This window comes from Exiguobacterium sp. S22-S28, assembly GCF_043359615.1.
Lineage (GTDB): Bacteria > Bacillota > Bacilli > Exiguobacteriales > Exiguobacteriaceae > Exiguobacterium_A.
This window is the reverse complement of record NZ_JBHFFC010000029.1, coordinates 1-25,265: the sequence shown is the minus strand read 5'-3', so window position 1 is coordinate 25,265 and position 25,265 is coordinate 1. Positions and strand designations below refer to the sequence as shown.

At 44.9% G+C, this 25,265-nt stretch carries 25 protein-coding genes and 1 other annotated feature; of the genes, 10 read left to right on the top strand and 15 right to left on the bottom strand.

The window, feature by feature from the left end; translation table 11 throughout:
• Nucleotides 1-55: 55 nt before the first annotated feature.
• The gene (ezrA, locus tag ACHA8N_RS11895) at nt 56-1,762 is read right to left on the bottom strand and encodes a septation ring formation regulator EzrA (protein WP_393965872.1); all 1,707 of its coding nucleotides are present in this window, start codon (nt 1,760-1,762) and stop codon (nt 56-58) included.
• A 220-nt stretch (nt 1,763-1,982) separates the two neighbouring features.
• On the opposite strand from ezrA, the gene ACHA8N_RS11890 reads away from it, so the two are divergent.
• The 3 genes from ACHA8N_RS11890 to ACHA8N_RS11880 all read left to right on the top strand — a co-directional run bounded on the left by ACHA8N_RS11890 (nt 1,983) and on the right by ACHA8N_RS11880 (nt 3,938).
• Nucleotides 1,983-2,468, top strand: coding sequence for a GAF domain-containing protein (locus ACHA8N_RS11890; protein WP_147510599.1), 486 nt, complete (start codon nt 1,983-1,985; stop codon nt 2,466-2,468).
• 225 nt (nt 2,469-2,693) lie between these two features.
• The gene (gene rpsD, locus ACHA8N_RS11885; protein WP_026827721.1) at nt 2,694-3,293 is read left to right on the top strand and encodes a 30S ribosomal protein S4; all 600 of its coding nucleotides are present in this window, start codon (nt 2,694-2,696) and stop codon (nt 3,291-3,293) included.
• A 117-nt stretch (nt 3,294-3,410) separates the two neighbouring features.
• On the top strand, nt 3,411-3,938 hold the full coding sequence (locus ACHA8N_RS11880; RefSeq protein WP_393965871.1) for a biotin transporter BioY: 528 nt from the start codon (nt 3,411-3,413) through the stop codon (nt 3,936-3,938).
• Nucleotides 3,939-3,986: 48 nt separating this feature from the next.
• On the opposite strand, the gene tyrS is transcribed toward ACHA8N_RS11880, so the two are convergent.
• On the bottom strand, nt 3,987-5,234 hold the full coding sequence (tyrS, locus tag ACHA8N_RS11875) for a tyrosine--tRNA ligase (RefSeq protein WP_147510597.1): 1,248 nt from the start codon (nt 5,232-5,234) through the stop codon (nt 3,987-3,989).
• Nucleotides 5,235-5,284: 50 nt separating this feature from the next.
• Nucleotides 5,285-5,487 (bottom strand) — a binding site (T-box leader).
• 152 nt (nt 5,488-5,639) lie between these two features.
• Here tyrS and ACHA8N_RS11870 point away from each other — a divergent pair.
• Nucleotides 5,640-8,147: a transglycosylase domain-containing protein gene (locus ACHA8N_RS11870; protein ID WP_393965870.1), complete on the top strand. Its 2,508-nt coding sequence runs from the start codon at nt 5,640-5,642 to the stop codon at nt 8,145-8,147.
• Between the two features lie 137 nt (nt 8,148-8,284).
• On the opposite strand, the gene acsA is transcribed toward ACHA8N_RS11870, so the two are convergent.
• Nucleotides 8,285-9,988, bottom strand: coding sequence for an acetate--CoA ligase (gene acsA, locus ACHA8N_RS11865; RefSeq protein ID WP_393965869.1), 1,704 nt, complete (start codon nt 9,986-9,988; stop codon nt 8,285-8,287).
• A 146-nt stretch (nt 9,989-10,134) separates the two neighbouring features.
• Between acsA and ACHA8N_RS11860 the strand changes: the two genes are divergently transcribed.
• From ACHA8N_RS11860 to ACHA8N_RS11845, 4 genes are all read left to right on the top strand, one after another.
• Nucleotides 10,135-10,767: a GNAT family N-acetyltransferase gene (locus ACHA8N_RS11860; protein ID WP_147510594.1), complete on the top strand. Its 633-nt coding sequence runs from the start codon at nt 10,135-10,137 to the stop codon at nt 10,765-10,767.
• An 11-nt stretch (nt 10,768-10,778) separates the two neighbouring features.
• Entirely contained in the window at nt 10,779-11,411 is a 633-nt protein-coding gene (locus ACHA8N_RS11855) for an acetoin utilization AcuB family protein (protein WP_147510593.1), read from the top strand.
• Nucleotides 11,408-12,598, top strand: coding sequence for an acetoin utilization protein AcuC (locus ACHA8N_RS11850; RefSeq protein ID WP_147510592.1), 1,191 nt, complete (start codon nt 11,408-11,410; stop codon nt 12,596-12,598). The genes ACHA8N_RS11855 and ACHA8N_RS11850 overlap by 4 nt, the downstream gene beginning before the upstream one ends.
• Before the next feature lie 107 nt (nt 12,599-12,705).
• Nucleotides 12,706-13,470, top strand: coding sequence for a FixH family protein (locus tag ACHA8N_RS11845; protein ID WP_393965868.1), 765 nt, complete (start codon nt 12,706-12,708; stop codon nt 13,468-13,470).
• A gap of 44 nt (nt 13,471-13,514) precedes the next feature.
• Here the strand turns inward: ACHA8N_RS11845 and ccpA are convergent, their stop codons facing one another.
• From ccpA to ACHA8N_RS11825, 4 genes are all read right to left on the bottom strand, one after another.
• Entirely contained in the window at nt 13,515-14,525 is a 1,011-nt protein-coding gene (gene ccpA, locus ACHA8N_RS11840; RefSeq protein WP_147510590.1) for a catabolite control protein A, read from the bottom strand.
• 157 nt (nt 14,526-14,682) lie between these two features.
• A complete protein-coding gene (locus ACHA8N_RS11835) occupies nt 14,683-15,768 on the bottom strand; it encodes a bifunctional 3-deoxy-7-phosphoheptulonate synthase/chorismate mutase (RefSeq protein ID WP_014971028.1) in 1,086 nt (361 codons plus the stop codon).
• A 125-nt stretch (nt 15,769-15,893) separates the two neighbouring features.
• On the bottom strand, nt 15,894-16,460 hold the full coding sequence (locus tag ACHA8N_RS11830; RefSeq protein WP_147510589.1) for a YtxH domain-containing protein: 567 nt from the start codon (nt 16,458-16,460) through the stop codon (nt 15,894-15,896).
• Nucleotides 16,460-17,029 carry a DUF948 domain-containing protein gene (locus ACHA8N_RS11825; protein ID WP_393965867.1) on the bottom strand — a complete coding sequence of 190 codons (570 nt, stop codon included), beginning with the start codon at nt 17,027-17,029 and terminating at the stop codon, nt 16,460-16,462. Before ACHA8N_RS11825 ends, ACHA8N_RS11830 begins: the two co-directional genes overlap by 1 nt.
• 140 nt (nt 17,030-17,169) lie before the next feature.
• On the opposite strand from ACHA8N_RS11825, the gene ACHA8N_RS11820 reads away from it, so the two are divergent.
• Entirely contained in the window at nt 17,170-18,282 is a 1,113-nt protein-coding gene (locus ACHA8N_RS11820; protein ID WP_147510587.1) for an aminopeptidase, read from the top strand.
• Between the two features lie 53 nt (nt 18,283-18,335).
• Here ACHA8N_RS11820 and ACHA8N_RS11815 read toward each other — a convergent pair whose 3' ends face one another.
• The 7 genes from ACHA8N_RS11815 to ACHA8N_RS11785 all read right to left on the bottom strand — a co-directional run bounded on the left by ACHA8N_RS11815 (nt 18,336) and on the right by ACHA8N_RS11785 (nt 23,625).
• Nucleotides 18,336-18,776 carry a Dps family protein gene (locus ACHA8N_RS11815; RefSeq protein WP_147510586.1) on the bottom strand — a complete coding sequence of 147 codons (441 nt, stop codon included), beginning with the start codon at nt 18,774-18,776 and terminating at the stop codon, nt 18,336-18,338.
• A 124-nt stretch (nt 18,777-18,900) separates the two neighbouring features.
• Nucleotides 18,901-19,413 (bottom strand): DUF5698 domain-containing protein, encoded by a 513-nt coding sequence (locus ACHA8N_RS11810; RefSeq protein WP_147510585.1) that lies wholly within the window; start codon nt 19,411-19,413, stop codon nt 18,901-18,903.
• Nucleotides 19,414-19,579: 166 nt separating this feature from the next.
• Nucleotides 19,580-20,875 carry a UDP-N-acetylmuramate--L-alanine ligase gene (gene murC / locus ACHA8N_RS11805; RefSeq protein ID WP_393965866.1) on the bottom strand — a complete coding sequence of 432 codons (1,296 nt, stop codon included), beginning with the start codon at nt 20,873-20,875 and terminating at the stop codon, nt 19,580-19,582.
• A 78-nt stretch (nt 20,876-20,953) separates the two neighbouring features.
• Nucleotides 20,954-21,763 (bottom strand): hypothetical protein, encoded by an 810-nt coding sequence (locus ACHA8N_RS11800; protein WP_393965865.1) that lies wholly within the window; start codon nt 21,761-21,763, stop codon nt 20,954-20,956.
• Nucleotides 21,764-21,800: 37 nt separating this feature from the next.
• Nucleotides 21,801-22,409 (bottom strand): YtpR family tRNA-binding protein, encoded by a 609-nt coding sequence (gene ytpR / locus ACHA8N_RS11795; protein WP_147510582.1) that lies wholly within the window; start codon nt 22,407-22,409, stop codon nt 21,801-21,803.
• Nucleotides 22,410-22,462: 53 nt separating this feature from the next.
• The gene (locus ACHA8N_RS11790; RefSeq protein WP_393965864.1) at nt 22,463-23,260 is read right to left on the bottom strand and encodes a DUF1444 domain-containing protein; all 798 of its coding nucleotides are present in this window, start codon (nt 23,258-23,260) and stop codon (nt 22,463-22,465) included.
• 56 nt (nt 23,261-23,316) lie between these two features.
• Nucleotides 23,317-23,625, bottom strand: a complete 309-nt coding sequence (locus ACHA8N_RS11785; protein ID WP_147510580.1) for a thioredoxin family protein — start codon at nt 23,623-23,625, stop codon at nt 23,317-23,319.
• A 125-nt stretch (nt 23,626-23,750) separates the two neighbouring features.
• Between ACHA8N_RS11785 and ACHA8N_RS11780 the strand changes: the two genes are divergently transcribed.
• Entirely contained in the window at nt 23,751-24,041 is a 291-nt protein-coding gene (locus ACHA8N_RS11780; protein ID WP_147510579.1) for a hypothetical protein, read from the top strand.
• 89 nt (nt 24,042-24,130) lie between these two features.
• On the opposite strand, the gene ACHA8N_RS11775 is transcribed toward ACHA8N_RS11780, so the two are convergent.
• A complete protein-coding gene (locus ACHA8N_RS11775) occupies nt 24,131-25,144 on the bottom strand; it encodes a PTS sugar transporter subunit IIC (protein WP_393965863.1) in 1,014 nt (337 codons plus the stop codon).
• Between the last annotated feature and the right edge of the window lie 121 nt (nt 25,145-25,265).

Below are 25,265 nucleotides of genomic sequence, written 5' to 3'. Positions count from 1 at the left end.
CCTTTTTTACACAAACAGGGTGACCGGAACGGCCACCCTGAGTTGTCAGTGATGATTATGCATGTAACGTTTCCGGTTGACCACATGCTTTTCGAATCCGTTCGATTGAGCTTGGTTCGAATCGTTCTAGCACTTGTTCACCTAATGTGATCGTCCGTTCGTAGTCTCCCGCAAGGAACTTCGTCTCAGCAATCGTCAGCGACATATGTATCTCATTGTCATGTCGCCGGAACCGATTCGCATATTGGACAAGTCGTTCTGCATACGTGACTTCGAATACTAATTTATCTATCCGTTCTTGTAGAATTTTAAACGTTCCATTGACATCTTCACTTTGGGAAACGATGTAATGGACATTAAACGGCAATTCTTCCAAACGTGACTCCAATGTCTGCAAAGAACGGCTCGATGCTTGTACCGCCTCTTCGACATCCTTTGGAATTTTCGGAAGACCCAGTCGTTTTAAACGTAAACGAATAGTCGACAAAAGTTGTTTCCATTCGATGACACGTTGGCGGACTTCTGTTTCTTCCTTGCGTAATGCCTGCAATTCTACAGAGAAGCGCTCGTATTGAATCATCAACTGTTCTTCCAAACGGACGGCATCACGCATTTGATCTTCGAGCATGCTGAAGGGAATGATTCGGCTCGCAATAGACTCATCGAGATCCTTTGCTGCCCCGAACAACATTTCTTCATCCCGTTGAATGGATTCGTAATACTCCCCTAAGTCCGCTGAAATTTCATAATTTTCACGAAGCATGCTGAACTCTTGCGCCAATTGATGGATCTTTTCACGCATTCGTAATGCTTTTTGTTTCAATGATTGGTTTTCTTTTTTCACATGGTGCCTTGCGTCGACTTCACGACGGAACGTATCGTACATTTGGTCGATATCCGAAGCAAGTTGTTGTACCTGCTCTTCAAGTCCTGTAATTTCAAGAAATTCGAGTTTTTTGACGAGACTCAAACGTTGTTCTTCAAAACGTTTGATATCAGACTGCATTCCAAGGGGTTCGAGTGGATAACCATCAAGCGTCATTTCTTTATATCCAGCACTCAACTGATCAATACGTTGTCTCAATTCATGGGCCAACGTCTTCCATTGTTGCGGAATGACTTCGACGAGTTGACGGGTCTGCTCTACTTTCGCTTCAAGCAACAAACTCGTTTCGTAAGCTTTCGTCACTTCTCCTGCGTCTTCAAAGGCAGTCATCTCGGTCCGTAACCGATCGATGTCTTCTGCCTGCTCTTCAAGCTTCGGTAAAGCCGGTCCGAACGATGTGGCTTGTAACAGCAGTGATTTGCGGACTTGACCCGAGTTCGTTTCACCTTGGACTTTCAGTTCTGCCAAGATGGATTGGTTATTTTTGAACGTTGACATTTCTGTCAACATTTCATCAATCAATCCCTCAAGTTCAGCAATCAGTTGCTCCGTCACTTCTAAATCATTTTTAACGGCGACGAACCGATAACGATCCAATTCTTCTTCCGCCCGATATAATGTTTCATCGATTTGCGCGACGTGGACTGTCACTAATTCCTCCCATGCTTGATGCCAGGAAGTGAATTTCGTCTCCGTCTCACCCGCCATTGGGAGTTCCTTCAGTTCCTGCAACTCCTTCGGAATCGATGCGCTGATGATTCTTTGTTTCCGCAGATCAAGTTCATCGATTTTCGTATAATATTTTTTACGACTGACCATGCTGAATAACATGACGAGTAATACGATGACGATGACACCAATCACCCATGCCCACATTTGTTACGACCTCCACCCTATCAAGCGATATTATATTTTAAGAAATTCGCTTTAATCTTATCCTTATAATAGTATAGCGCAACCGATTTGCATAGATTTACTGCGGTTTTTCCTAATTTCTTCCGAACTTTTAAGATGCGTTTCGTAAAATCAATTATTTGTCAGTGACACAAAAACCCGATAAGATGAATAAAATATGATTTTTCAGGAGGAATGCTACATGTTTGAGACAACGACTTATGATGGTGACCGCACGAAACAATACGAAATGCTGAACAAACAACTCGATGCTTTACTTACCGGGGAAACCAATCAAATCGCTAATCTTGCCAATGCTAGCGCATTGCTTGGTCAATTCCTTGACCGCACGAACTGGGTTGGTTTTTACTTGACTGATTCTGAGCAAAACGAATTGGTCCTCGGTCCATTCCAAGGTCTGCCGGCTTGTGTCCGTATTCCATTCGGACGTGGTGTCTGCGGAACAGCAGCACAAGATCAAACGACACAACTCGTTTTGGATGTACATGCGTTTCCGGGACATATCGCTTGTGACGCGGCAACCAATTCAGAAATCGTCGTGCCATTGATCAAGGACGGAAAAACGATTGGTGTCCTCGACATCGATAGTCCTGAACTCAATCGGTTCGACGAGACAGACCAAGCTGGTCTAGAAGCGTTCAGCGAAATTCTTCTTCGTCATATTTGATTGACATCAGGAATATGCAGACGTATACTTGTAAAAGTGCAGAAATGATAACGATAGCGGTCAAATCGCTTACGTATCACATTTCATGACTCGGCTTTGCCGGAGGGGCATCGTGTAACTTTGCTATCAAGCGAGGGTGCCACATCATGAAATGGGCGTAACGTGGGTTTGATGGCGTTATTATTTTTATGCAAATAATAACGAACACTAAGGAGGAGTCTTATTATGGCTCGCTATACAGGTCCAGCTTGGAAACTTTCACGTCGTCTCGGTATCTCTCTTACTGAAACAGGAAAAGAAATCGCAAAACGTCCGTACGCTCCAGGACAACACGGTAACAGCCGTCGTAAAATGTCTGAGTACGGTCTTCAACTTCAAGCGAAGCAAACGCTTCGTCACATGTACGGAGTAAACGAACGTCAATTCAACCGTATCTTCAACGATGCTGGCAAAATGCCTGGTATCCACGGTGAGAACTTCATGTTCTTACTTGAAGCACGTCTTGACAACGTCGTTTACCGTATGGGTATGGCTCGTACACGTCGTGCTGCTCGTCAGCTCGTCAACCACGGTCACATCCAAGTTGAAGGCGCTCGCGTCGACATCCCGTCGTTCCGCGTGAAACCAGGTCAAACGATCTCAGTTCGCGAAAAATCGAAGAACTTTGTCGTTATCAAAGAAGCACTCGAAGTTGCTCCAGCAACTAAAGACTTCGTTACTTTCGATGCTGAGAAGCTCGAAGGAACGTTCGTCCGTCTTCCAGAGCGTTCTGAATTGAACGATCAAATCCAAGAACAACTCGTCGTTGAGTACTACTCACGTTAATCAGTTGTTTCAAGCATCCACTTCGGTGGGTGCTTTTTTTATGTTTCCCTTTCCTACGTTATGTGTTAACCTTTTATTTATATTGGTTAACACATAATGAAGAGGACGTGTCATGTTATGAAAACAAAAGATCTTACATTTATCGCTTTAGGTGCTGCCATCATTTCTGCGGTCAGTCTGCTGCCGCAACTTCAACTCGTCGGACCCGTTCCGATCACCCTTCAAATGCTTGCCATCATGACGGTCAGTGCCATCCTCGGCGCAAAACGTGGTGGTCTTGCGGTCTTAGTCTTTTTATTACTGGCTGCTGCCGGTCTCCCCTTACTCGGTGGAAAAGGAGGACTTGCGCCATTCGTCGGACCGACGGTCGGCTATTTGATTGCTTTCCCGATTGCCGGTTTCTTTATTGGTCTGGTCGCTGAAAAGACACGTCGTTTCCTGCCACTGTTTATCGGCATGATCGTGTTCGGACTCGGGCTTGTTTATCTGCTTGGTACATTTGGTTTGATGGCTGTCTTACAGCTATCTTTCATTGATGCCCTCGCCATCAATATTCCGTTTATTCTCGGTGATGCCCTAAAAGCGTTGCTTGCAACGACGATTGCCGTGCGTTTGCTCCCGCTCCGCTTATTCCGGGTCGCGTAATAGAAAAACAACGCTGACGAATTCCGTCAGCGTTGTTTTTTAACGTGTTTAAGCGTGCTCGAGCACAAAGTATTTCTTTTTCCCACGACGAATGATCGTAAAATCACCAATCGCATCTTGTTTTGTAATCTCTTTCGTCAATTCTTGTTCCCGATCTCCGTTGATGTAGATCGCTCCGTTCGTCACATCTTCACGCGCTTGACGTTTGGACGGACTGATATTTGCTTCAACGAGGACATCGACCAAGTTCGTTGCTTCACCGAGCGTAAATCGCGGCATGCCTTTGAAGGCATCGGCAATGTCTTCTGCTTTCAATGATTTGATTTCACCGCTGAAAAGTGCTTTCGTAATCCGTTCCGACTGTTCAAGTGCCTCTGCGCCATGAACGAGAACTGTCATCTCTTCTGCCAACCGGCGCTGGGCGATTCGTTTCTCAGGTGCCGTTTCAACTTCCTGCTGAAGCACGTTAATTTCTTCATGTGTCAGGAATGTAAAGTATTTTAAGAACTTGATGACGTCGAGATCATCAACATTGAACCAAAACTGGTAAAACTCATATGGTGTCGTTTTATCGGCATCCAGCCAAACTGCACCGCCGGCTGTTTTCCCGAATTTTTGACCATCCGATTTTGTGACGAGTGGTACCGTCATCCCAAACGCTTTTTGATCATGACCAACACGGCGGATCAATTCCATGCCTGCTGTGATATTCCCCCACTGATCGCTTCCCCCGACCTGCAGGCGGCATCCTTCGTTTTCGTATAATTTCAAGAAATCAAATGATTGCAGCAACATGTAAGAGAACTCGGTGAATGATATCCCGTTTTGAAGGCGTGAGTCGACGGAGTCTTTTGCCAACATGTAGCTGATTGGGAAATGTTTTCCGATGTCACGTAAGAAATCGATAATCGTTAAATCTTTTGTCCAATCGAGATTATTTGCAATCGTCACGGGATTTTCACCTTCAAGCGGCAAAAAGCGGGACAATTGCCCTTTGATCCGGTTCGCGAATTCTTCAACGATATCTGATGTGTTTAATGAACGTTCCGTCGAACGACCACTCGGATCACCGATCATTCCTGTTGCACCACCGACTAAACCGATGACATGATGGCCTGCCTGTTGGAATCGTTTTAAAACAAGAATCGGCAATAAATGTCCGATGTGCAGTGAATCTGCTGTCGGATCAAATCCTGTGTACAACGTCGTCGGACTGGCCAACAATTCCTTAATGCCTTCTTCATCTGTCAATTGGTTGATTAAACCGCGAAACTCTAAATCTTCAAGTAACGTCATCTGTCTTCCCCCTAAAAATAATCTAAAAAAAAACCGTCCCCTCGTGTGAACGAAGGGACGGAATATTCCGTGGTACCACCCTAATTGCATGAAATTCATGCCACTTAGATTGCCGGTAACGGGGCAGACCGCTTGATTTCTCAAGAAGCTCCTGAAAGCGTAATTCATGAAATCACTATGTCCTAGTTCGCAGCACCACTAGGTCTCTGATACAGGGAGTGTCCCATTACTTATTTCCAATCACAGCTGTTTTTTTATATACTTTTTAATTAAGATGTCTTCATGATACGTCGAAGCAGAATCGACTGTCAAGTCACTTTCTGTCTATTCGATTATGGTATAATACGTCTATCTGTGATTTAATGTTAATTTACACCCAAGTTTAAGATGTAAAGGAGATCATTTATGCGCGAGAACTGGTTCAAGTTTTGGAATCATCCCCGGACGAAAGCCGTTCGGCACTGGTCAAATATCACATACGACGTATCTTGGAATATCATTTTATTCCTCATCATAGGGGTTTTACTCGTCGGAAGTTTTTCTGTCGGGGCAGCAGGCGGCTACTTTGCGTCACTCGTCAAAGATACAAAAGCACCAAAACTGGCGGAGATGAAGCAACAAGTAAACAGTTATGCCGTCACGAGTGAAATTTATTGGGGAAGTGGCGAAAAGTTGACGAATATTACAACAGATGAAGAACGTCAACCCGTTACTATCAAAGAAATTTCCCCTTATTTACTCGATGCCGTATTATCGACAGAGGACGTTGATTTTTATGAACACGATGGTGTTGTTCCAAAAGCAACGTTACGCGCCGTTCTTCAAGAGTTGACGAACTCTGCGTCACGTACAGGCGGAAGCACCTTGACGCAACAGTTGATTAAAAACCAAATCCTGACGAATGAAGTCTCGTTTGAACGAAAAGCAAAAGAAATCATCTTAGCTCTGCGTCTTGAAAATGCGATGACCAAAGATGAAATTCTTCAAGCTTATCTGAACGTCGTGTCGTTCGGACGAAACTCACTAGGTCGAAATATCGCTGGTATTGAAGCTGCGTCCCGTGGGGTGTTTAATAAATCCGCTCAAAAACTGACGTTGCCTCAAGCCGCTTTCTTGGCCGGTATTCCAAAAAATCCGTATTATTATACGCCTTACCTGCAAGGCGGCGTCGTCAAAAAAGATTTGACGCCAAGTACAAATCGAATGAAAACCGTCTTAAAACGGATGTATGTCGCAAAAAGCATCACAAAAGAACAATATGAGAAAGCTGTAAAATACGATATTACAAAAGACTTTGCCAAAACATCGAAACGGTCACGGGATACGTACCCTTACGTTTATGATTTAGCTGAAAAAGAAGCGCTCAAAATCATGACAAGCTACTTTATGAAGCAGGATGACATTAAAGAAGATGAAGTCAAACCTTCAGAATTAGCTGAAGTTAAAGCTAATTACCGCGATCAAGCTTTAGTCGCCATACGACAAGGCGGATATAAAATTCATTTAACACTCGATAAAAAAATCCATGAAGCGATGCAAACTCCTGCTAAAAATGCATCGAACTTCCCAAGCGCTCTTCAGTACAAGCAAGTGGTCAATTCCAAAACGAAAAAGACCGTTACGAAAAAAGATCCGGAAGAAACGGCTGCTGTCATGGTTCAAAATGAAACAGGCCGGATTCTCGGTTTTGTTGGTGGACGCTATACGGATGGAACAGCGGATGACTTCAACCGCGCCTTCCAGGCAAAACGTCAAATCGGTTCGACCGCGAAACCAATCCTTGTTTACTCGAACGGAATCGAAAATGGCTTGATTACACCGGCATCGACCATTAATGATGAAGAATATTATTATCAAACTGTCCCCCGTCAACCCGGTGATAATCCGATTAACAATGAGGGTGGACGTTACCGCGGAAACGTTACAGTACGCGAAGCACTCGAACTGTCGCTAAACGTTCCTGCCGTTAAGACGTATGAAAAAATGAACATGTCAAACTCTATTCAAAAATTGGTCGACATGGGAATTGAAATTCCGGATAACATTCGTTATGCGCCGTCCGCCGCTCTCGGAACGATGGAAATCACACCGGTTGAACTCGCCGGAGCTTATGCAACACTTGCGAACTATGGCGAATACGTCAAACCATATGTCATTTCCAAGATTACAAAAGACGGAAAAAATATCTACAAAGCAAAATCGAAGAAAAAACGAATTTACGAAACCCGTACTGCTTATTTGACGCTCGATATGATGCGTGGTGTTTTTGATAAAGGGACTGCACAATACGCGAACTCCTTACTCAAAGCACCTGGAGACTGGGCAGGTAAAACAGGAACAACAAATGAAATCAAAGACTCGTACCTTGTTGGTTCGACCCCCGGCGTAACGCTTGCTGTTTGGACCGGTCATGACCAAAACAACTCCTTGCTCGGTGCGACGACGTACTACCAACGCACACAAAACCTATGGGCTCAGATGGCGAATCTGACGTACAATGCGAACAGCAGCTATTTCAAATCAGGTGCCCGCTTTAATCAACCTGCTTCAGTCAGTGCCAACGACTTCAAGAATACTGGTCGCTTCAAAGAAGAAGATCAAAAGAAAAAAGAAGCAGAAGCAAGAAAGAAAGCTGCAGCCGAAAAGAAAAAACAGCAAGAAGAAGCACAAAAGAAAGCGGATGACGCTAAAGCCGAAGCCGATGCTAAGCAGAAAGCAGATGACGCCAAAGCCGATGCTGATGCTAAGCAGAAAGCAGATGACGCCAAAGCTGATGCTGATGCTGATGCTAAGAAGAAAGCGGATGACGCTAAAGCCAAAGCCGATGCCGATGCTAAGAAGAAAGCAGATGACGCTAAAGCCGACGCTGATGCCAAAAAGAACACTGAGGAAGATCAGAAAAAGTCTGAGTAATCCCGTTACCGTTTATTCATTCACCGACTCGCTTCGAGTCGGTGTTTTTTAATGCTTTTCATTGATTTAAAAAGACAAGCCCCGTTTTTCCTGATTCCTTCAGGAAAAACGGGGCTTGTTTGATCATCCTATTGTTCTTAATCTTCCATTGTCGAGAGATCACCGGTCTCAAGATTTAGTTCCCAGGCCTTCAAGACACGTCGCATGATTTTACCGCTTCGTGTTTTCGGCAGTTTATCACGGAAATCGATTTCTCGCGGTGCAGCATGAGCCGCTAAACCTTCTTTGACAAACGCTTGAATCTCCTGCTTCAGTTCTTCCGTCGGCTCGTAACCATCACGTAAAGAAATGAACGCTTTGATGATTTCCCCGCGAACTGGGTCCGGTTTTCCGATGACGCCTGCTTCTGCGACAGCCGGATGCTCCACGAGTCGACTTTCCACTTCGAACGGTCCGACTCGTTCTCCTGCGGTCATGATGACATCATCGACACGACCCTGGAACCAAAAGTACCCTTCGTCATCCATATAGGCTGAGTCCCCTGACACATACCACCCTTTGAAGAAATAAGACTCGTACTTTTGTGGATTGTTCCAAATTTGGCGCATCATCGACGGCCACGGGGTTTTTAATGCTAAATTCCCCATTCGGAAAGGAGGCAACTCATTTCCCTGATCATCGACGATTGCTGCTTTTGTGCCTGGAATCGGTTTACCCATCGAACCCGGCTTGATGTCCATTGATTTGTAATTACAAATCATCATGGCACCCGTTTCTGTCATCCACCATGTATCATGAATTCTTTGATCAAAAGCTTCTTTTCCCCATCGAATGACTTCCGGATTGAGTGGTTCCCCGACTGAAAGCACATGGCGCAACGACGACAAATCGTGTTTGTTTGCAATGTCTGCTCCAGCTCCCATCAGCATCCGAAACGCCGTAGGCGCACTATACCAAACCGTTACTTTATACTTTTCGATGACACTGTACCAGAAATCTGGATTAAACCGTCCTCCGACGACGACATTCGTCGCTCCATTCAAAAAAGGTGCAAAAATACCATAACTCGTTCCAGTTACCCATCCCGGATCAGCTGTGCACCAATAAACATCTTCTTCTTGCAAATCCAGCACCCATCGTCCTGTCATCATATGTTGAATCATCGCATTCTGAACATGGAGGACACCTTTCGGTTTCCCGGTCGAACCCGATGTATAGTGCAAGATCAATCCATCTTCTCGGTCCAACCAAACCGGTTCAAAATCTTCGGATGCTTGATCAAAGGCGTGACGGAAATCCTTGATCTTGTCGCTTTCCTCCACCTCGTCATCGACCAATACAATCTGTTCGAGAGATGCAAGTTCATCAACAGGAACACGCGGCAGTAAAGCTTTTGTCGTAATCAGCATCTTCGCTTCCGAATCCAGTAAGCGGTCTCGAACAGCCTGTTCCATAAACGCTTCAAACAACGGACCGACAATGGCTCCAACCTTCAATGCGCCAAGTAGTGCAAAATATAGTTCGGGCGAACGGGGCATGAAGATGAAAATTCGATCTCCTGCTTTGATTCCTGCATCTGTCAGGATATTCGCCGCTTTATTGGTCATACGTTTCATATCTGTATACGTGAAGGTTTGTTCTTTCGTTCCGTCGAAATAAATCAATGCTGTTTTATTCGCACGTTCGCCTTCTGCATGACGATCGATTGCTTCGTGGGCCATATTGACTTTCCCCGTCGTCGCCCAAGAAAAATATTGTTCTGCTTCTTGCCAATCATATGAATCTGAACCGTCATACTCAGATAACCAATGCTTCCCCGGAAGCGCTTTCAAAACTTTCATGTCTCGTTCCTCCCCTTCGCTGTTGTCTCCTATATTATAAGCTAGTTCCGGTGTAGTTCAATCCATTTGCCGTCAATTTGTTAAAAAATCCCTCTCTTTCCCCGTTCGCTTTCGTCTATAATAAATGAGAAGGTGGTGACGCTTACATGTTTGAAAAAAAATTCAATCATCGTACTCATGAAACATCGCTTGGCTCAGTTGAAATTGAAGGACCGGTCCCAAGCCAGCTCCTTACTACGTATACACTTGACGCAGGACTTACAGCCTTTCGTCCACCCGTCGAACAACATCAAGCTCTTGTCGAAATCGCCGGCTTGGATGAAGGACGAATCATCATTGCACGGCAGGGAAACGAAATTATCGGATATGTAACTTTTTTATATCCCGATCCTTATGAAACGTGGAGTGAAGGAAATAATCCTTACATTTTAGAACTGGGTGCCATTGAAGTATCCGCTCGTTTCCGAGGCCAACAAATCGGAAAAAAACTACTCGAAGTGTCCATGCTCGATCCGGCGATGGAACATTATTTGATTTTAACGACCGAATATTATTGGCACTGGGATTTAAAGGGCAGTGGTTTATCCGTATGGGACTATCGCAAAATCATGGAAAAAATGATGAATCACGGTGGTTTAGTCTTTTTCCCGACGGACGATCCGGAAATCGCCTCACATCCTGCCAATTGTTTGATGGCACGAATCGGAAAACATGTCGCACCTGAAGTCGTAGCGCATTTTGACGCACTCCGGCTCCGTCGTCGCTTCATGTACGATTAAGGAGGGATCGTATGTTAATCGAACAAATCATGAAAACGCACTGTATCACGCTTCAACCGACCCATTCGATCACCCATGCAGCTGATTTGATGCGCCGTCATCATATCCGTCACCTGCCCGTCATCAATGCACGTCATGAGTTGGTCGGACTGGTCGGACTAACGGAAATGCAAAGTGCAAGCAGCGTTTTTCATCCAGATACCTTTTTGTCAGATCAACAAAATCCGGTTTCAAGCATTATGCAACGCACACCAATGACTGCTCATCCGCTCGATTTTATTGAAGATGCCGCTGTCCTGTTTTATGAATACCGGTTGTCGTGCCTTCCAATTGTCCGTGGACGCCGACTCGTCGGATTGATTACCGAAACAGATTTACTGCGGACATTCGTCCAATTGACAGGCGCTCTTGAACCCAGCTCACAAATTGAAGTACGGGTTGAAAACACGGCAGGTACACTAGCTAAAATTTCAACCCTTCTTGCAAAAACAAATGTGAATATTTTAAATGTGTTGGTCTATCCGACATCTGATCCCTACGTTCGTATCGTCGCTTTTCGTGTCCAGACGATGAATCCGATTCGCGTCATCGAAAAATTACGGAAAGAAGGATTTGATGTGCTCGGTCCGGATGTCAGTCGATGAAAGAGTTTGCTTATATCTACAGTCCGGAAGAAGCCGCTTATCGTTTCTCCGACAGCCATCCGTTTAATCCGATTCGACTGGAGCTCACCTTATCTTTGCTTGAAACGACAGGCGCTCTTGATCAGGTCGATTGTATTTCTCCGCGGGCAGCAACAGATTCGGAACTGTTGCTCATCCACGATCCGGATTACATAGAAGCAGTGAAACTCGCAGGACACGGCGAGCTATCTCCAATGAAAGCCCAAATGTACGGTTTAGGAACAGAAGATACTCCTCTTTTTAAAAATATGCATGAAAGTGCAGCTTTATTGGTCGGTGGAACAATCGAAGCCTGTGAGTTGGTGCTGTCTGGTCAATACCGCCGGACGTTCCATATCGGCGGCGGTTTGCACCACGGCTTTCGCGGACGTGCTTCTGGATTTTGTATCTACAATGATACAGCTGTCGCAATGGCTGCCATGGTTCAAAAATATGACTGCAAGATCTTGTATGTCGATACGGATGCTCATCATGGAGACGGTGTTCAGTGGGCCTTTTACAACCGGGCAGATGTCATGACATTGTCGTTGCATGAGACGGGACGGTATTTGTTCCCAGGAACCGGAATGGTCACGGAACGTGGAAACGAGGCAGGATACGGGTGGAGCTGGAATATTCCATTTGATGCTTTTACAGAAGACGCTTCCTTTCTGCAAGCCTACCGGACGGTTCTGTTTGAAGCCTGCGAGCTGTTTCAGCCTGACCTCATCATTACCCAAAACGGAGCGGATGCCCATGCACTGGATCCGTTGACTCATTTGTCTTTGACGATGAACAGTTACGAACAAATTCCACAAATCGCAGTCGAGGCGGCAAACCGGTATACCAACGGACGAATCGTTGCTTTAGGAGGCGGCGGTTATGACTGGTACCGTGTCGTCCCCCGTGCTTGGAGCCAAGTTTTTGCTGCTTTGACGAACCAATCACCTTTTCAGGGAAAGTTGCCGGAGACTTGGATTCACCAATGGCAAAAAGTGAGTCCGAATGTTCCTACGACATGGTCTGACCCGATTCCTCTTTATCCGTCAATTCCACGACGTCCGGAGATTGAGGAAAAGAACTGGGAAACTGTTAAACGATTACTTTGGCCGTTCATTGATGATTCAAAAAAAGAAACTTTATCCGCTGCATCCCCCTATTCCGAGTAAAATGTCTTGTTTTTTTCACAATTACTTCGCCAGGGCTTCACAAGTTATTGATATACTAAATGAGCTGTCATTCCTTTATTTAGTAAACAAAACTGGGGGGATTTACAATGAATAATAAAATACTGGGCTTTTCGGGAATATTTCTTGCAACCGGGCTGTTGCTTGCAGGTTGTGGAAATGAGAAACAAGCCATGGATCATGAGACGATGCAAGGTTCCGGAAAACCGACGGTCGATGTAAAAGTTGATATTCCGGCCAAAACGATGGAAAATCAAAAAGTCGTGTTTAAAGCAACGGCGGTCGAAAATCAAAAAGCCGTTAACTTGGAAGATGTCACTTTCGAAGTCTGGAAAGCAGACGAAAAAGAAGCTGACCATCAAAAGTTTAAAGCTGCTTTAAAAAAGACAGGTACTTATCAAGCAGAAGCTAAACTGGCTGAAGGCGAATACGAAGGACTCTACCATATCAATGATAAAAAGGGACTCCATCATATGGATAAAATCTCGTTCGTCGTCATGGATCATTCCCATGAAGCATCTTCTGAGAAAAAAACATCGACTCACGAACATGCACATGATACGGTTGACGGATTATCCGTGCATTATATGGGTGCGAAAAAAATGACGGCCGGAGCAAAACTTCCACTCTCTTTTCATGTCTTTCTAAATGAAAAACCGCTTCAAGCAGATGTCCAAGTTGAAGTGATTGAACCGGGTGTTGAGAAACATACGTATGTACCACTTACAAAAAAGGCGGATCAATACGTGGGTGAAGTCTCGTTGACCCGTCCCGGCAATACCACTATTCGACTGCACGTTGAAAATGACCAATTGCATCATCATCAAGACCAAACAGTTCTTGTCCAAAAATAAAAAAACGACTCTTTTTCGATTTGAAAAAGAGTCGTTTTTTTGCGTTAAGACCGCGTCGAATCACGTTGCTCAATTCGGTGGGGTAACGTCACATCATTTGTTTCAATTTCTTCTTTGTTAAGGATTTTTGTCAGTAACCGCATCGAAACAGCTCCAATATCATACATCGGCTGTACGACTGTCGTCAGCTTCGGACGAATCATTGTGGCAAGACGTGTATTATCGTGACCAATGACTTCGAAGTCTTCCGGAACTTGATGACCGGCATCCTGAAGAGCATGAATGACACCAAGCGCCATTTCATCGGTTCCGGCGAAAATCGCGCGTGGGCATGCATCTCCTAATTCAAGCAACTGATTCATCGCCTTCATACCGGAATCATACGTATAATTTCCAAGAACGACGTTTTGCTCGTCAAATGGTAAGTTTGCTTCTTCCAACGCACTGCGGTAACCGGCAAATTTCTTTTCTCCATTGATTTGTTGCTCCAGTGGACCTGTAATGAATCCAATCCGCTTGTGACCATTTTTAATCAATGATTTCACTGCATCATGTGCTGCACTTTCATAATCGATGTTAACTGCCGGCAAATCATAATCTTGATTTAAAGTTGCCGCTAAGACGATTGGCACTGGAGACGTTTTAAACTCGCGGACTAAGTCTTCATGAAGACGTCCACCCATGAAGATGATCCCGTCCACTTGCTTGCCGAGTAATGTATTCAAAAGATGGATCTCTTTTTCCGGATTTTGATCCGAGTTACACAGGATGATATTGTATTTATACATCGTCGCGACATCTTCGATTCCACGGGCTAAATCGGCAAAAAAGATATTCGAAATATCCGGTACAATGACACCGACTGTCGTTGTTTTTTTACTGGCGAGACCTCGTGCTACTGCATTCGGACGGTATCCGAGCTGATCAATGGCATCCTGTACTTTTTTCCGCGTCGATGGTTTAACGTTCGGATTTCCATTCACTACTCGCGAGACGGTCGCCATTGATACGGCGGCTTCCCGGGCGACATCATAAATCGTTATATTACTGTTCAAAACAAATTCCTCCTTATTTTAGACAATGCTTTTGTTTTCATTTCTATTTTCATTTTTAGGCAACACGAAAGGAAGACAGGAAAAGATATCTTTCTTTTCCCATTCTTCCCTCATTGTAAAACGTTTTCATTCGCTAAAGAACAGCCTTTTTAGAAAATCATTGAACGTTTAGTGCCGGAAAAGTAGAAGTCAGATTCTCGATGAACGAATCGAACTCGTTGAAATCTAATTGTTGGTTCGCATCAGATAGTGCAAGGGCAGGAAACGGATGGACTTCAACCATGACCGCGTCAGCCCCAATCGCGTAAGCCGCTTTTGCCGTCGGAAGCAGTAAATCTTTGCGCCCTGTCGAGTGTGTCACGTCGACCATCACTGGAAGATGTGTCTCTTGTTTGAGAATCGGGACGGCAGAAATATCAAGTGTATTGCGCGTCGCCCGTTCATATGTTCGGATACCGCGTTCGCACAAGATGACCTGTTCATTTCCACTCGCCATGATGTATTCAGCAGCGTACATGAATTCTTCAAGTGTAGCTGACAAACCACGTTTTAAGAGGACCGGTTTATCCGTGCGACCGACTTCTTTCAACAAATCGAAGTTTTGCATATTGCGGGCACCGACTTGAATGATGTCCACGTATGGTAAAGCCGACTCAACTGCACTCGGCGTCATGATTTCCGTGATGACATGAAGACCATGGGCATCCGCCGCCTTTTTCAGCATCTTCAATCCTTCGAGTCCGAGACCCTGGAAATCGTATGGTGATGTCCGTGGTTTATAAGCTCCACCACGCATGAAGCGTACGCCATGCTTCGCGAGTTGCTCTGCGACCTCAAAGACTTGTTCTTCGCTTTCGACGGCACAAGGACCTGCAATCAATTGCTGAGAACCGTCGCCAATGACATCGTCCCCGATGCGAATGATCGTATTGGTCGGCTTTTGTTTTCGGGACACCAACAATTTCCGTGTCCGGTCCTCTCCTTGAAGTTCAAGAGAGGCTTTGAAAATTTCTTTAAATACGTGCTGTAGGCGTCCTGTTTCAAATGGACCATGATTGCTTGCTGCAATCGATTCAAGCATTTGGCGTTCACGGACCGGATCATATCGATCGATTCCCTGGGCACGTTTTACTTTACCGATTTCAACCGCTATTTCCCCTCGTTTATTAATTAACGCCAATAACTCAGCGTTCACTAAATCAAGTTCATCCCGTAAACGTTTTAATTCTGCATGTTGATCCATTCTTCCACCACTCCCTAATCAGCATATAGCTCGTAATAGCAACTAATTATAGCGAACTCTTTTGTAATTGTATATAAAGAAAGCGTACTCTCCTTTAAAAGTCAGGGAGTACGCGTCTGAACCGATTACTTCTTAGGTTTTTTTTCGTGCGTTAGCTTGGATTGCGGATCATTCTCTTCCGTATCTTCCGCATCCTCTGACTGCTCTTCTGCCAGCTCTTCACGGAATTCAGACAATTCAGCGACTGTTTCTGTATCCAGTTGCTCGGCAACGGATGCACCGTCTACTTCGTCTCCGATTTCACGTTCGATGTCACGAACCAGTTGTTCCGCTTCTGCTAAAGCCGCATCAATGCTCGATTGGTCTTTTTCAAAACCGGCATATTGAGCTGCTTCTTGGACCGTCGGATTTTTCTTTGCTTTTTCAATGACAGGTGCTGCTTTATCTTTTGCTAATTGAATCCATTCTCCGACGAGTGGCTCTGCTTTTTCGCGAACGACTTGCGTCTGTTCGTTTAATCGTTGGCGTGCAGGCGCTGTACGTTCGTCAAGCATTCCACGCATTTCACGTCCTGATTTTGGACTGGACAACAGAGCTGCTGCTGCACCAAGTAATCCCCCGACGATGATGCCGGCGAGGAATCCGCCCCCTTTTGAAGTATCCTGTGTTTGGTACGGGTGTTGTTTTGCCATTATGAACGATCTCCCTTCAACTCATCTGGAATGCTTTCGACATCGGGTACAGAAACGACTTCCGGCGTCACTGGTGTTTCTGCTTGTTTACGGAAACGACGGCGTGGTTTCTTTTCGACAGTCGTTGTCGCTGTCGTCGTAGAAGAAACGGTTTGTCCGGCTTCCGGTTTGTTTTTCTTGAACAGTTCAACTGCAACTGATCCCCAACGGACAGCTTGTGCGATTTGTTCTTTATTCGTATCGGCAGCACTTGCGACCGTATCAGATACAGTTCGAACTGAATCTGTTACTTTATTGAGCGACGTTCCCAATTCTTCGATTGAGTTTGCAACCGGCGCCAACAACTCTGTTTTTTCTTCAATCGTATCGACCAGACGATTCGTTTTATGTAACAACGCTGTCGTCTCCATCATGATGCCATCCAGTTGTCGTTCCAGTCCTGCTGTCGTATCCGCTACGTTGTTAAGTGTCTTGCTTGCTGCACCCAACACACGTGCGAGGAAGATGACAAGTACTACGAAAGCAATCGCAGCAACTAATCCGGCGATTCCGCCTAATGTGATTTCCATGGTTCGTGCCTCCAATTTCTTTTGCTAGTGTCTAGTTGGTAGTTCGACGTCGATGCAGTTGTTCCTGCTACTCCAAATGGTTTATTTCCGTTACAATGATAAATGAAACCTACATACATCATTTGAGGAGGAACTTTTTCATGCGTGATCCACGTCTAACACAACTCGCAACGAATCTTATTAATTATTCAGTAGCACTTGCTCCTGGTGAAAAAGTCTTGATTGAAAATTTCGGGATTGAACGAGAACTCGTCGAAGCCCTTGTTGATGCCGCTTATGAAGCCGGTGGTCTTCCTTTCGTCCTCTTGAAAGATAACCGTATTTTACGGAAATTATACCGCAATGCGTCGGAAGAACAACTTCAACTCATGGCAGATATCGAACAAAAACAAATGCAGGCAATGGATGCGTACATCGGTCTGCGTGCAGGAGACAACATCAACGAACTATCTGATGTGCCGTCTGACAAAATGAAGCTTTATGGTAAAACAGTAGGCAAGATGCATACGGAAGATCGCGTCAAAGGTACGAAATGGGTTGTTTTACGCTTCCCAACTAGTTCAATGGCACAACTTTCAAATCAATCCACCGAAGCTTTCGAAGATTTTTATTTCGATGTGTGTACACTGGATTATGCCAAGATGGGCGAAGCGATGACACCACTCGTCGATTTGATGAACAAGACCGATCGTGTGCGTCTTGTCGGACCCGGAACAGATCTTGCTTTTTCCATCAAAGACATTCCTGCCATCAAGTGTGCTGGTAATGCCAACATTCCGGACGGGGAAGTCTTCACCGCACCGGTCAAAGATTCAATCAACGGGACAATTTCGTACAATACACCTTCACCATACCAAGGGTTCACCTTCGAGAACGTCAAACTGACGTTTAAAGACGGTCAAATCGTCGAAGCGACGGCCAATGATACGGAACGCATCAATGAAGTGTTTGATACAGATGCCGGAGCACGATTTGTTGGTGAATTCGCGATTGGTGTCAATCCATTTATTCAACATCCGATGAAGGATATTTTGTTTGATGAGAAGATTGACGGCAGTTTCCACTTCACACCCGGTCAAGCTTACGCTGAAGCCTATAACGGAAATGATTCTTCAGTTCACTGGGACTTGGTCAATATTCAGCGTCCGGACTATGGCGGCGGTGAAATTTGGTTTGATGATGTCTTGATCCGTAAAGACGGTCGTTTCGTTTTACCGGAACTGGATGTCTTGAATCCTGAAAACTTAAAATGATATGGAAAAACGGACGGCTCATTCCTGTTAGGATGCAGCCATCCGTTTTTTGCTTATTTCTTTAATGTCGCACGCAACATCCAAATTTGTTTTTCGATTTCTTTAGCCTGAGCCAAAAGATCATCTTCCACTGTAACATCCTGCGTTTCAAGATGTTCAATGGCATCAAGCATCTCTTTACGGACTTGTTGGAAATCACTAATGACCGATTCGACCATTTCATCCGCCGACAGACCCGGTTTCGCCTCTTCAAGCGTTGTTTGTTCCAAGTACTCTTTTAACGTTGCCGAAGGAGTACCATTGTTCATCAATAAACGTTCTGCCACGACATCATATTGTTCGGAAACCCACGTGTATAGTTCTTCAAGCTTCACATGAAGCGTCAAGAAGTCTGGACCTTTAATATACCAATGGTAGTTATGGAGTTTGACAAACAGGACACCATAGTTTGCTACTTGTTGATTCAAAGCCGTCTTTGCATGATTACTAATCATCGTAAAATTCCCCTCTCATAAAACTGTGTTTTGTTCTACTTCATCTTTATCCTTAAATAACAAAACTTAAACATGATTAGGAGATTCTTCTTTGACTTTTCAATTGCCATACTGTCCATTCTTATTAGAGACGTTTCAAGCCTTTTAACATATAACCGCCTTTAAAATCAACGGAATCAAATGCGACCAAAAATGCCTTCGGTTCATACTCTTCCACGAGATTCCGCAACACCTTCATCCGTGTCCGAGCGGCAAGTACGTCCAGCCGGTAACGAATACCGTCCCGTCCCTGTCCTTGATAGTGGGTGACACCGAATCCGTTATCCCGGATTACTTGAATCAACTCAGCCGGAAATTCCTGCGTGTGGACTTGAATCATGTTATAGCCGATCGCAAGTTTTCGTTCAATGAATCCTCCGATCAAAATACCAAGTCCAAAACCGATTGCATAGACAACCATGCCGAGAGTCGTCAAATCGCGGAAAACGACACCAAGTGCAAAAATATAAATCAATGTTTCCACTGTTCCTAATGCACCTGCGATGACGGTTCTTCCTTTAACGAGCATGATGGTGCGTAACGTCAAAACAGGTACGTACACCAGTTGCAATGATAAAATGAGTAAAATCTGTCCCATGACCTCTTCCCTTTCTAAATAACATATCCCCACTATTCCAAAAATCAATTCAAGATGCAATGATAACTTGATGACTTTTCCATCCAATAATCCGTCCTGTTTTAACGGTTCACGAAACCGACAAAAAAAGGCGCCGACTCGTTTCGTCAGCGCCCTGCTTATTCAATTATTTTGTACCTTCATACTGTTGTTGATACGTTTGAATGTCTCCAGCACCCATGAAGAGCAGAACGGCATTTTCATGTTTACTCAAAATGGATACGTTATCCCGCGTCAAAATGTTTGATCCCGGTACTTTTTCTTGAAGATCTTCGACCCGAACTTGTCCTTCTTGTTCGCGTGCTGATCCAAAGATTTCGCAGAGATAACTGGCATCCGCTTCCCGTAAGGATGTAGCAAAATCATCCATGAATGATTTTAAGCGCGTATACGTATGCGGTTGGAAAATCGCGATGACTTCCCGATCCGGATATTTTTTACGTGCGGATTCAATCGTCGCACTGATTTCTTTCGGATGGTGAGCATAGTCATCAACGAGAATCTGTGATCCGAAGCTTGATTCACTGAAACGACGTTTTACTCCACCGAACGAAGCTAGACGTATTGCGACATCTTCTTTGTTTAATCCTTCGTATTGACAGATTGCAATAACAGACAACGCATTTAAAACATGGTGCTGTCCAAATCCAGGAATCAGGAAAGTACCGTAGAAGTCATCCCGGAGATACACATCAAACGATGTTCCATCCGGCGTCGATACGGCGTTTTCCGCACGAAAATCATTGTTTTCACCAAAACCGTAATACAAGACCGGTACATTCGCTTGAATGTTTTGAAGATGTTCATCGTCACCGCAAGCAACGATGGCTTGCTTGACTTGTAGTGCCATCTCTTGGAATGCCGAAACGACATCATCAATACCCGTGAAGTAATCCGAATGGTCAAAGTCAATGTTCGTCATAATCGCATAGTCTGGTTTGTAGTAAAGGAAATGACGCTTGTATTCACATGCTTCAAATACAAAAGCCTTTGCCTCTTCAACACCGGCTCCTGTTCCGTCACCAATCAAAAATGCCGTCGGCGTGATTCCACTCAACACATGCGACAACAGACCCGTCGTCGATGTTTTGCCGTGTGAACCCGTGATGGCAACCGAACGGTATTCGTTCGCCAGATACCCTAAAAAATCATAATAGTGATAAATCGTTAAATCCAGTTCTTTTGCCCGAGCAATCTCTGGATGATCATCCCCAAAAGCGTTCCCTTGAATGATGACCTGACCGTCTTTAATGTTGTTTGCATCAAACGGGAAAAATGGAATTCCTTTTGCCCGTAAAGCGTCTTCAGTAAAAATATGCTTCTCAATATCAGAACCTTGTACTTGATGATTCATCTCATGCAGTACTTGGGCGAGCGCACTCATCCCAGTCCCTTTAATCCCAACAAAATGATAGTTTGTCATATATGAGCCCTCCAATTCACGTTCCGGTCCGTACCATCGGGCTTGGGTACAAAACCTGTACCATTATAGCAAACCGACTTATTTTTTACCATGCAAATTATTTTCTTCACGTCGTGCACGATACATCGCCATTAAATCTTTAGTCGTCATCACGACATTGACGGGTGGACCGACCGGCTTTTTGATTGATACCGGCTTCGCTTGAGGCATACTGATTTCTTCCGGTGAATCGATCGATGTTTCCGGGACGATCAAGGATTCTGCTTGTTCTTCTGTTGCAGACATAATCGCATCCGTCTCATGATTGGTTTCGACCGGTTTCGTTTCGGCATCCGTTGCTGTCCGCTCCACTAATTCCGGCATATCCGGTTCAGGCGACACCGTCATCTGTACGTCCTCGTCTACTGAATTTGTAGTCACATCCGCCGTTTCTTCTAGCACGTCTTCTTGCGTATCCGGTATCGTTTCTTCAAAGCGTTCTTCCGGCGCTCGTTCAATGGTTGGTTCAGGAACAAGTAGATCTGAATCAGTCGTCGGAACTAGACCAGCCTCTGCCTCAGTCAAGTCCGTCTGTTCCATCGTCTCGATCACTGATGTCTCATTCGTATCATCCGCAGCCTGTACAAGCGACTCTTTCATTTTTTCCTCTTCAAGCTCACTTGAAACATCGACTTCCGATTCGTTTGAATTTTCCTCTTCTTGGATCGACCGTTGCTTTTTAGGCCGTTGGAATCCGTAAATAGGCGATGGAACATCCGTCAACACGAAGCGGTCTTCCCGTTCTTCTTTTTTAGGACGCTCAACAGGCTTCGTTTCTTTTTCGCCTGCAAGTTCTCGTCGGATTCGTGCTGCCTGTTCCTTCAACGACTGCTCATAACGATTGCTCATTCCTTCACCCCTCCATCTTGTTAAAAAATCGGTCGAATCATCGACCGATTAAAAATGCGTCTCCCGTTTGTGCTGAATCATCTAATACCAAAATTCCTTTAACTTGTGGTGCATCTGCGAGACCAAGCTCACGCGCCGAACAAAGCATACCGCTTGAAGCCACTCCCCGCAGGGCAGACGGACGGATAATCAGCCCAGAAGGCATGACTGCTCCCGGCTTCGCTACGACCACTTTTTGTCCGGCCGCAACGTTCGGTGCTCCACAGACGATTTGCAACGTGTTTCCGTCGACATCAACTTGACAGACCGATAATTTATCAGCGTCCGGATGTTTTTCAGCAGAAGCAACGAATCCAACGACGAACTTCGGTGAATAATCGATGTCATCCGCAACGAATGTAATGCCTTCTTCTGCCAAGACCCCTTGGATCGTTTGAACGAGTTCCGGTGTCAGATCAACCGGTCCAACACTGCTCAGGTCAAACTTTTCCGAAGCCTCAAAAATATTGTAACCAATGACGTCTGTACCATGGAAAATCGTCGCGACACGTCCTTTTCGTTCAGCTGTAATTTCAGCACGCGGAGCGTCTGCCAAGATGACCATCAAGACGTCACCGACACCTTCTTTATTATAAAAAACATTCATTCAATCCATGACTCCCTTCAAACTTTCTCACAATGCCTATTGTAGCAGATTATTCAGCTTTTCGGATGCTTGTTTTTTGCAAGGACAAAGACCGGTTCAAGATCTCCTTCTTCATAGATAAACGGAAGCGCTGTGACCGGCACACGTCCATTCGTAAAGAAATCAAACATCAACTGTTGCAAGACATCATACCCGGCATCATTTCGGATATCCGCAAAAATCAGGACATCTTGATGGGGGATACCGACAGCAAACTCTCCGGTCATCCGTTCCGCATAATCACTCAGCAACTGTTTGTTTAGTACACGACTGGCTTCATATCCGTCACCCGTACTTAAAAAATAAAAGACATTTCCAGCGACTTCATCCGTTTTAAACGGTGCCTGTAACGTCTTCAGGTTAAAACGTGCCGCTTCAGACAGATGTTCTGCCGTCCATCCGGCTTGTGCCAATAACTCTTCGTCAATCAAACGATACGTCGCACCGAGATCAAGGGCATACATGATTTTTGTTTCCCCTGTGTGCAGTGTACTGATGATTTTCTTTCCGTCTTTTGTCTCATCGGCAAATGACTTTGCCCGGATGACAGGGAAAACCTGCTGTTCGTGTCCAATTAATGAGACCGATTCTGTTTGTTCCAAGACTGCTTGAATGTATTCAATCGTTTCTTCGACCGCAACCACGCCACGGCGTTTCGCTTTTGCGACCAATGGATTCAGACCTAAATCAACACCTGTCCGGTCCTGTTTCCGTTCGATGCGCAATACCGATTTTTCCCGATCAAAATACGTGGTATAACGTGTTGTATCAAATGCTTCCGTCACCATTCGGCGGATTTGTTGTAATTCCATGACTCGATTCATCCTCTCCTAATTAAAAAAAAAGCGAGACAGCGCTCGCTTTCATGTCAAACTGTTTCTAAAAACGAAGTGACCTGTTCCGGTGTTTTTCGTTCTTTCCCGACATAACGACCTGTTTCCGCATTATCGCGGTAAGCCACGAAACTAGGGATACCGAAGATGTCCATTTCCTGGGCAATTTCAATGTGCTCGTCCCGATCGACGTAATAAAAATCAAACTCGTTGAACGTGCTTTCCATTTCCGGCATAAACGGATCTAAAAACCGGCAATCCGGACACCAGTCGGCTGAAAATAAAAAGACGGCTTTTCCTTTTTTGACTTCCTCGAATTGTTGTTTTGACTCTAACTTTTTCATCTGTTCCACTCCTTTGATACATGCTGTTTTCATTGGCTTTATCATAGCATATCCGAATGTTTCTGTGCGTTTTCGCGCTTTGTTTGCTATACTGCAACTAGAAAATATCTCGAAAGGAAATGATTATGACTGATCAATCTGTTAAACATCCCTTCGAACGGTTTGTTGGTTTTGTCGGTATGACCAGTTGTCTCCGATACGGGTATTCATTTATTGACTCGGAACGAAATTTACCGCAAATCCTCATTCTTCTCGTTGTTGGATTCGGCCTTATCATGTTGCTTGAAGCTGTCGGAAAACGACTTGCCCGAAAATTGCCGATTGTCCGAATGCGTTACTTGCTCCCTCTCTATTTGGTGTACCTGTATGTCTTTTTCACCAGTTTTTATTCTAGTTCGTTCGGATTCTCTCTTTAAACCAAACAAAACCAGACAGTCGTATTATTCCGCTGTCTGGTTTTATTTGGTTTCGCAAGTACTTTTAACGTATCAGCACTGCGATTGGTTTAATATTCAATCTTTAAATCTCCGTCTTTAATTCGTCCCATGCGATGAAGTAAACGATAGACGATGTAACTCAGCAGAGCAGGCGCTACAAAACAAAGAACAAAGACAGCTAAATAATATTCCGCTTCAAATCCCATCGTTTTTAACATCATCAACGGGCCGACCAGTCCGCTTGTCCCCATACCCGATCCTTCAGGATTACTTTCGAGTGTCAGCAAGACAGTCGCGAATGGTGCGAGTAAAGCTCCTGCAACGGTCGGCGGAACGATCGTCCATGGATTTCGAATGATATTACCGACTTGCAGCATCGACGTACCGATTCCCTGGGCAATAAATCCACCAATCCCATTATCCCGGTAACTGATGACCCCGAACCCGATCATTTGTGCCGCACAGCCAATTGTCGCAGCACCGGCAGCTAATCCATCCAGCCCTAGCATGATGCCGAGAGCAGCACTCGAAATCGGAGCTGTTAAAGCAAGACCCATAACGGTCGCGACAAAAATCCCCATGATCAGCGGTTCCCGTTCGGTCCCCCACCGGATGACTTCTCCTAAGTCCGTCATGAATGTACCAATCCAGGCTCCGACATATTTCCCACTCACAAAACCTACGAGCAACGTGACAAACGGCGTCAAAATAATATCGAGCCGTGTTGTTTTCGAAATCAATTTTCCGATTTCAGTGGCGATGACTGTTGCTACGTAACTGCCGGCTGGACCTCCGGCTTCATATCCAAAGGCACCAACAGCAACCGCCGAAAATAGGACGAGTGGTGGTGCTTCTAATGCAAACGCCACTGCGACGCCAATCGCCGGTCCGGTCAACGCAATGGCTTGTTCTCCGACGGTAACTAAAAACGATGCGTTGATTCCGTTTGTCATCAGCCCTTCACCTATCGTTTTTAAAATTAACCCCATGATCAATGAACTGAAGAGTCCTAACGCCATATAGCTCAAAACCGTGATGAAGTATATTTTCGGGCTGAGTAAGATATTTTTCTGTTTTAACAAAATGCCACTTCCTTCTGAATTAAAATCAAATTCATTATAACAAACCATCTAGAAAAAAGATCATACAACTGTTCATCACTTGACAAGACAATTAAAAGGCCAACAAAAAAACCGAAGAGGA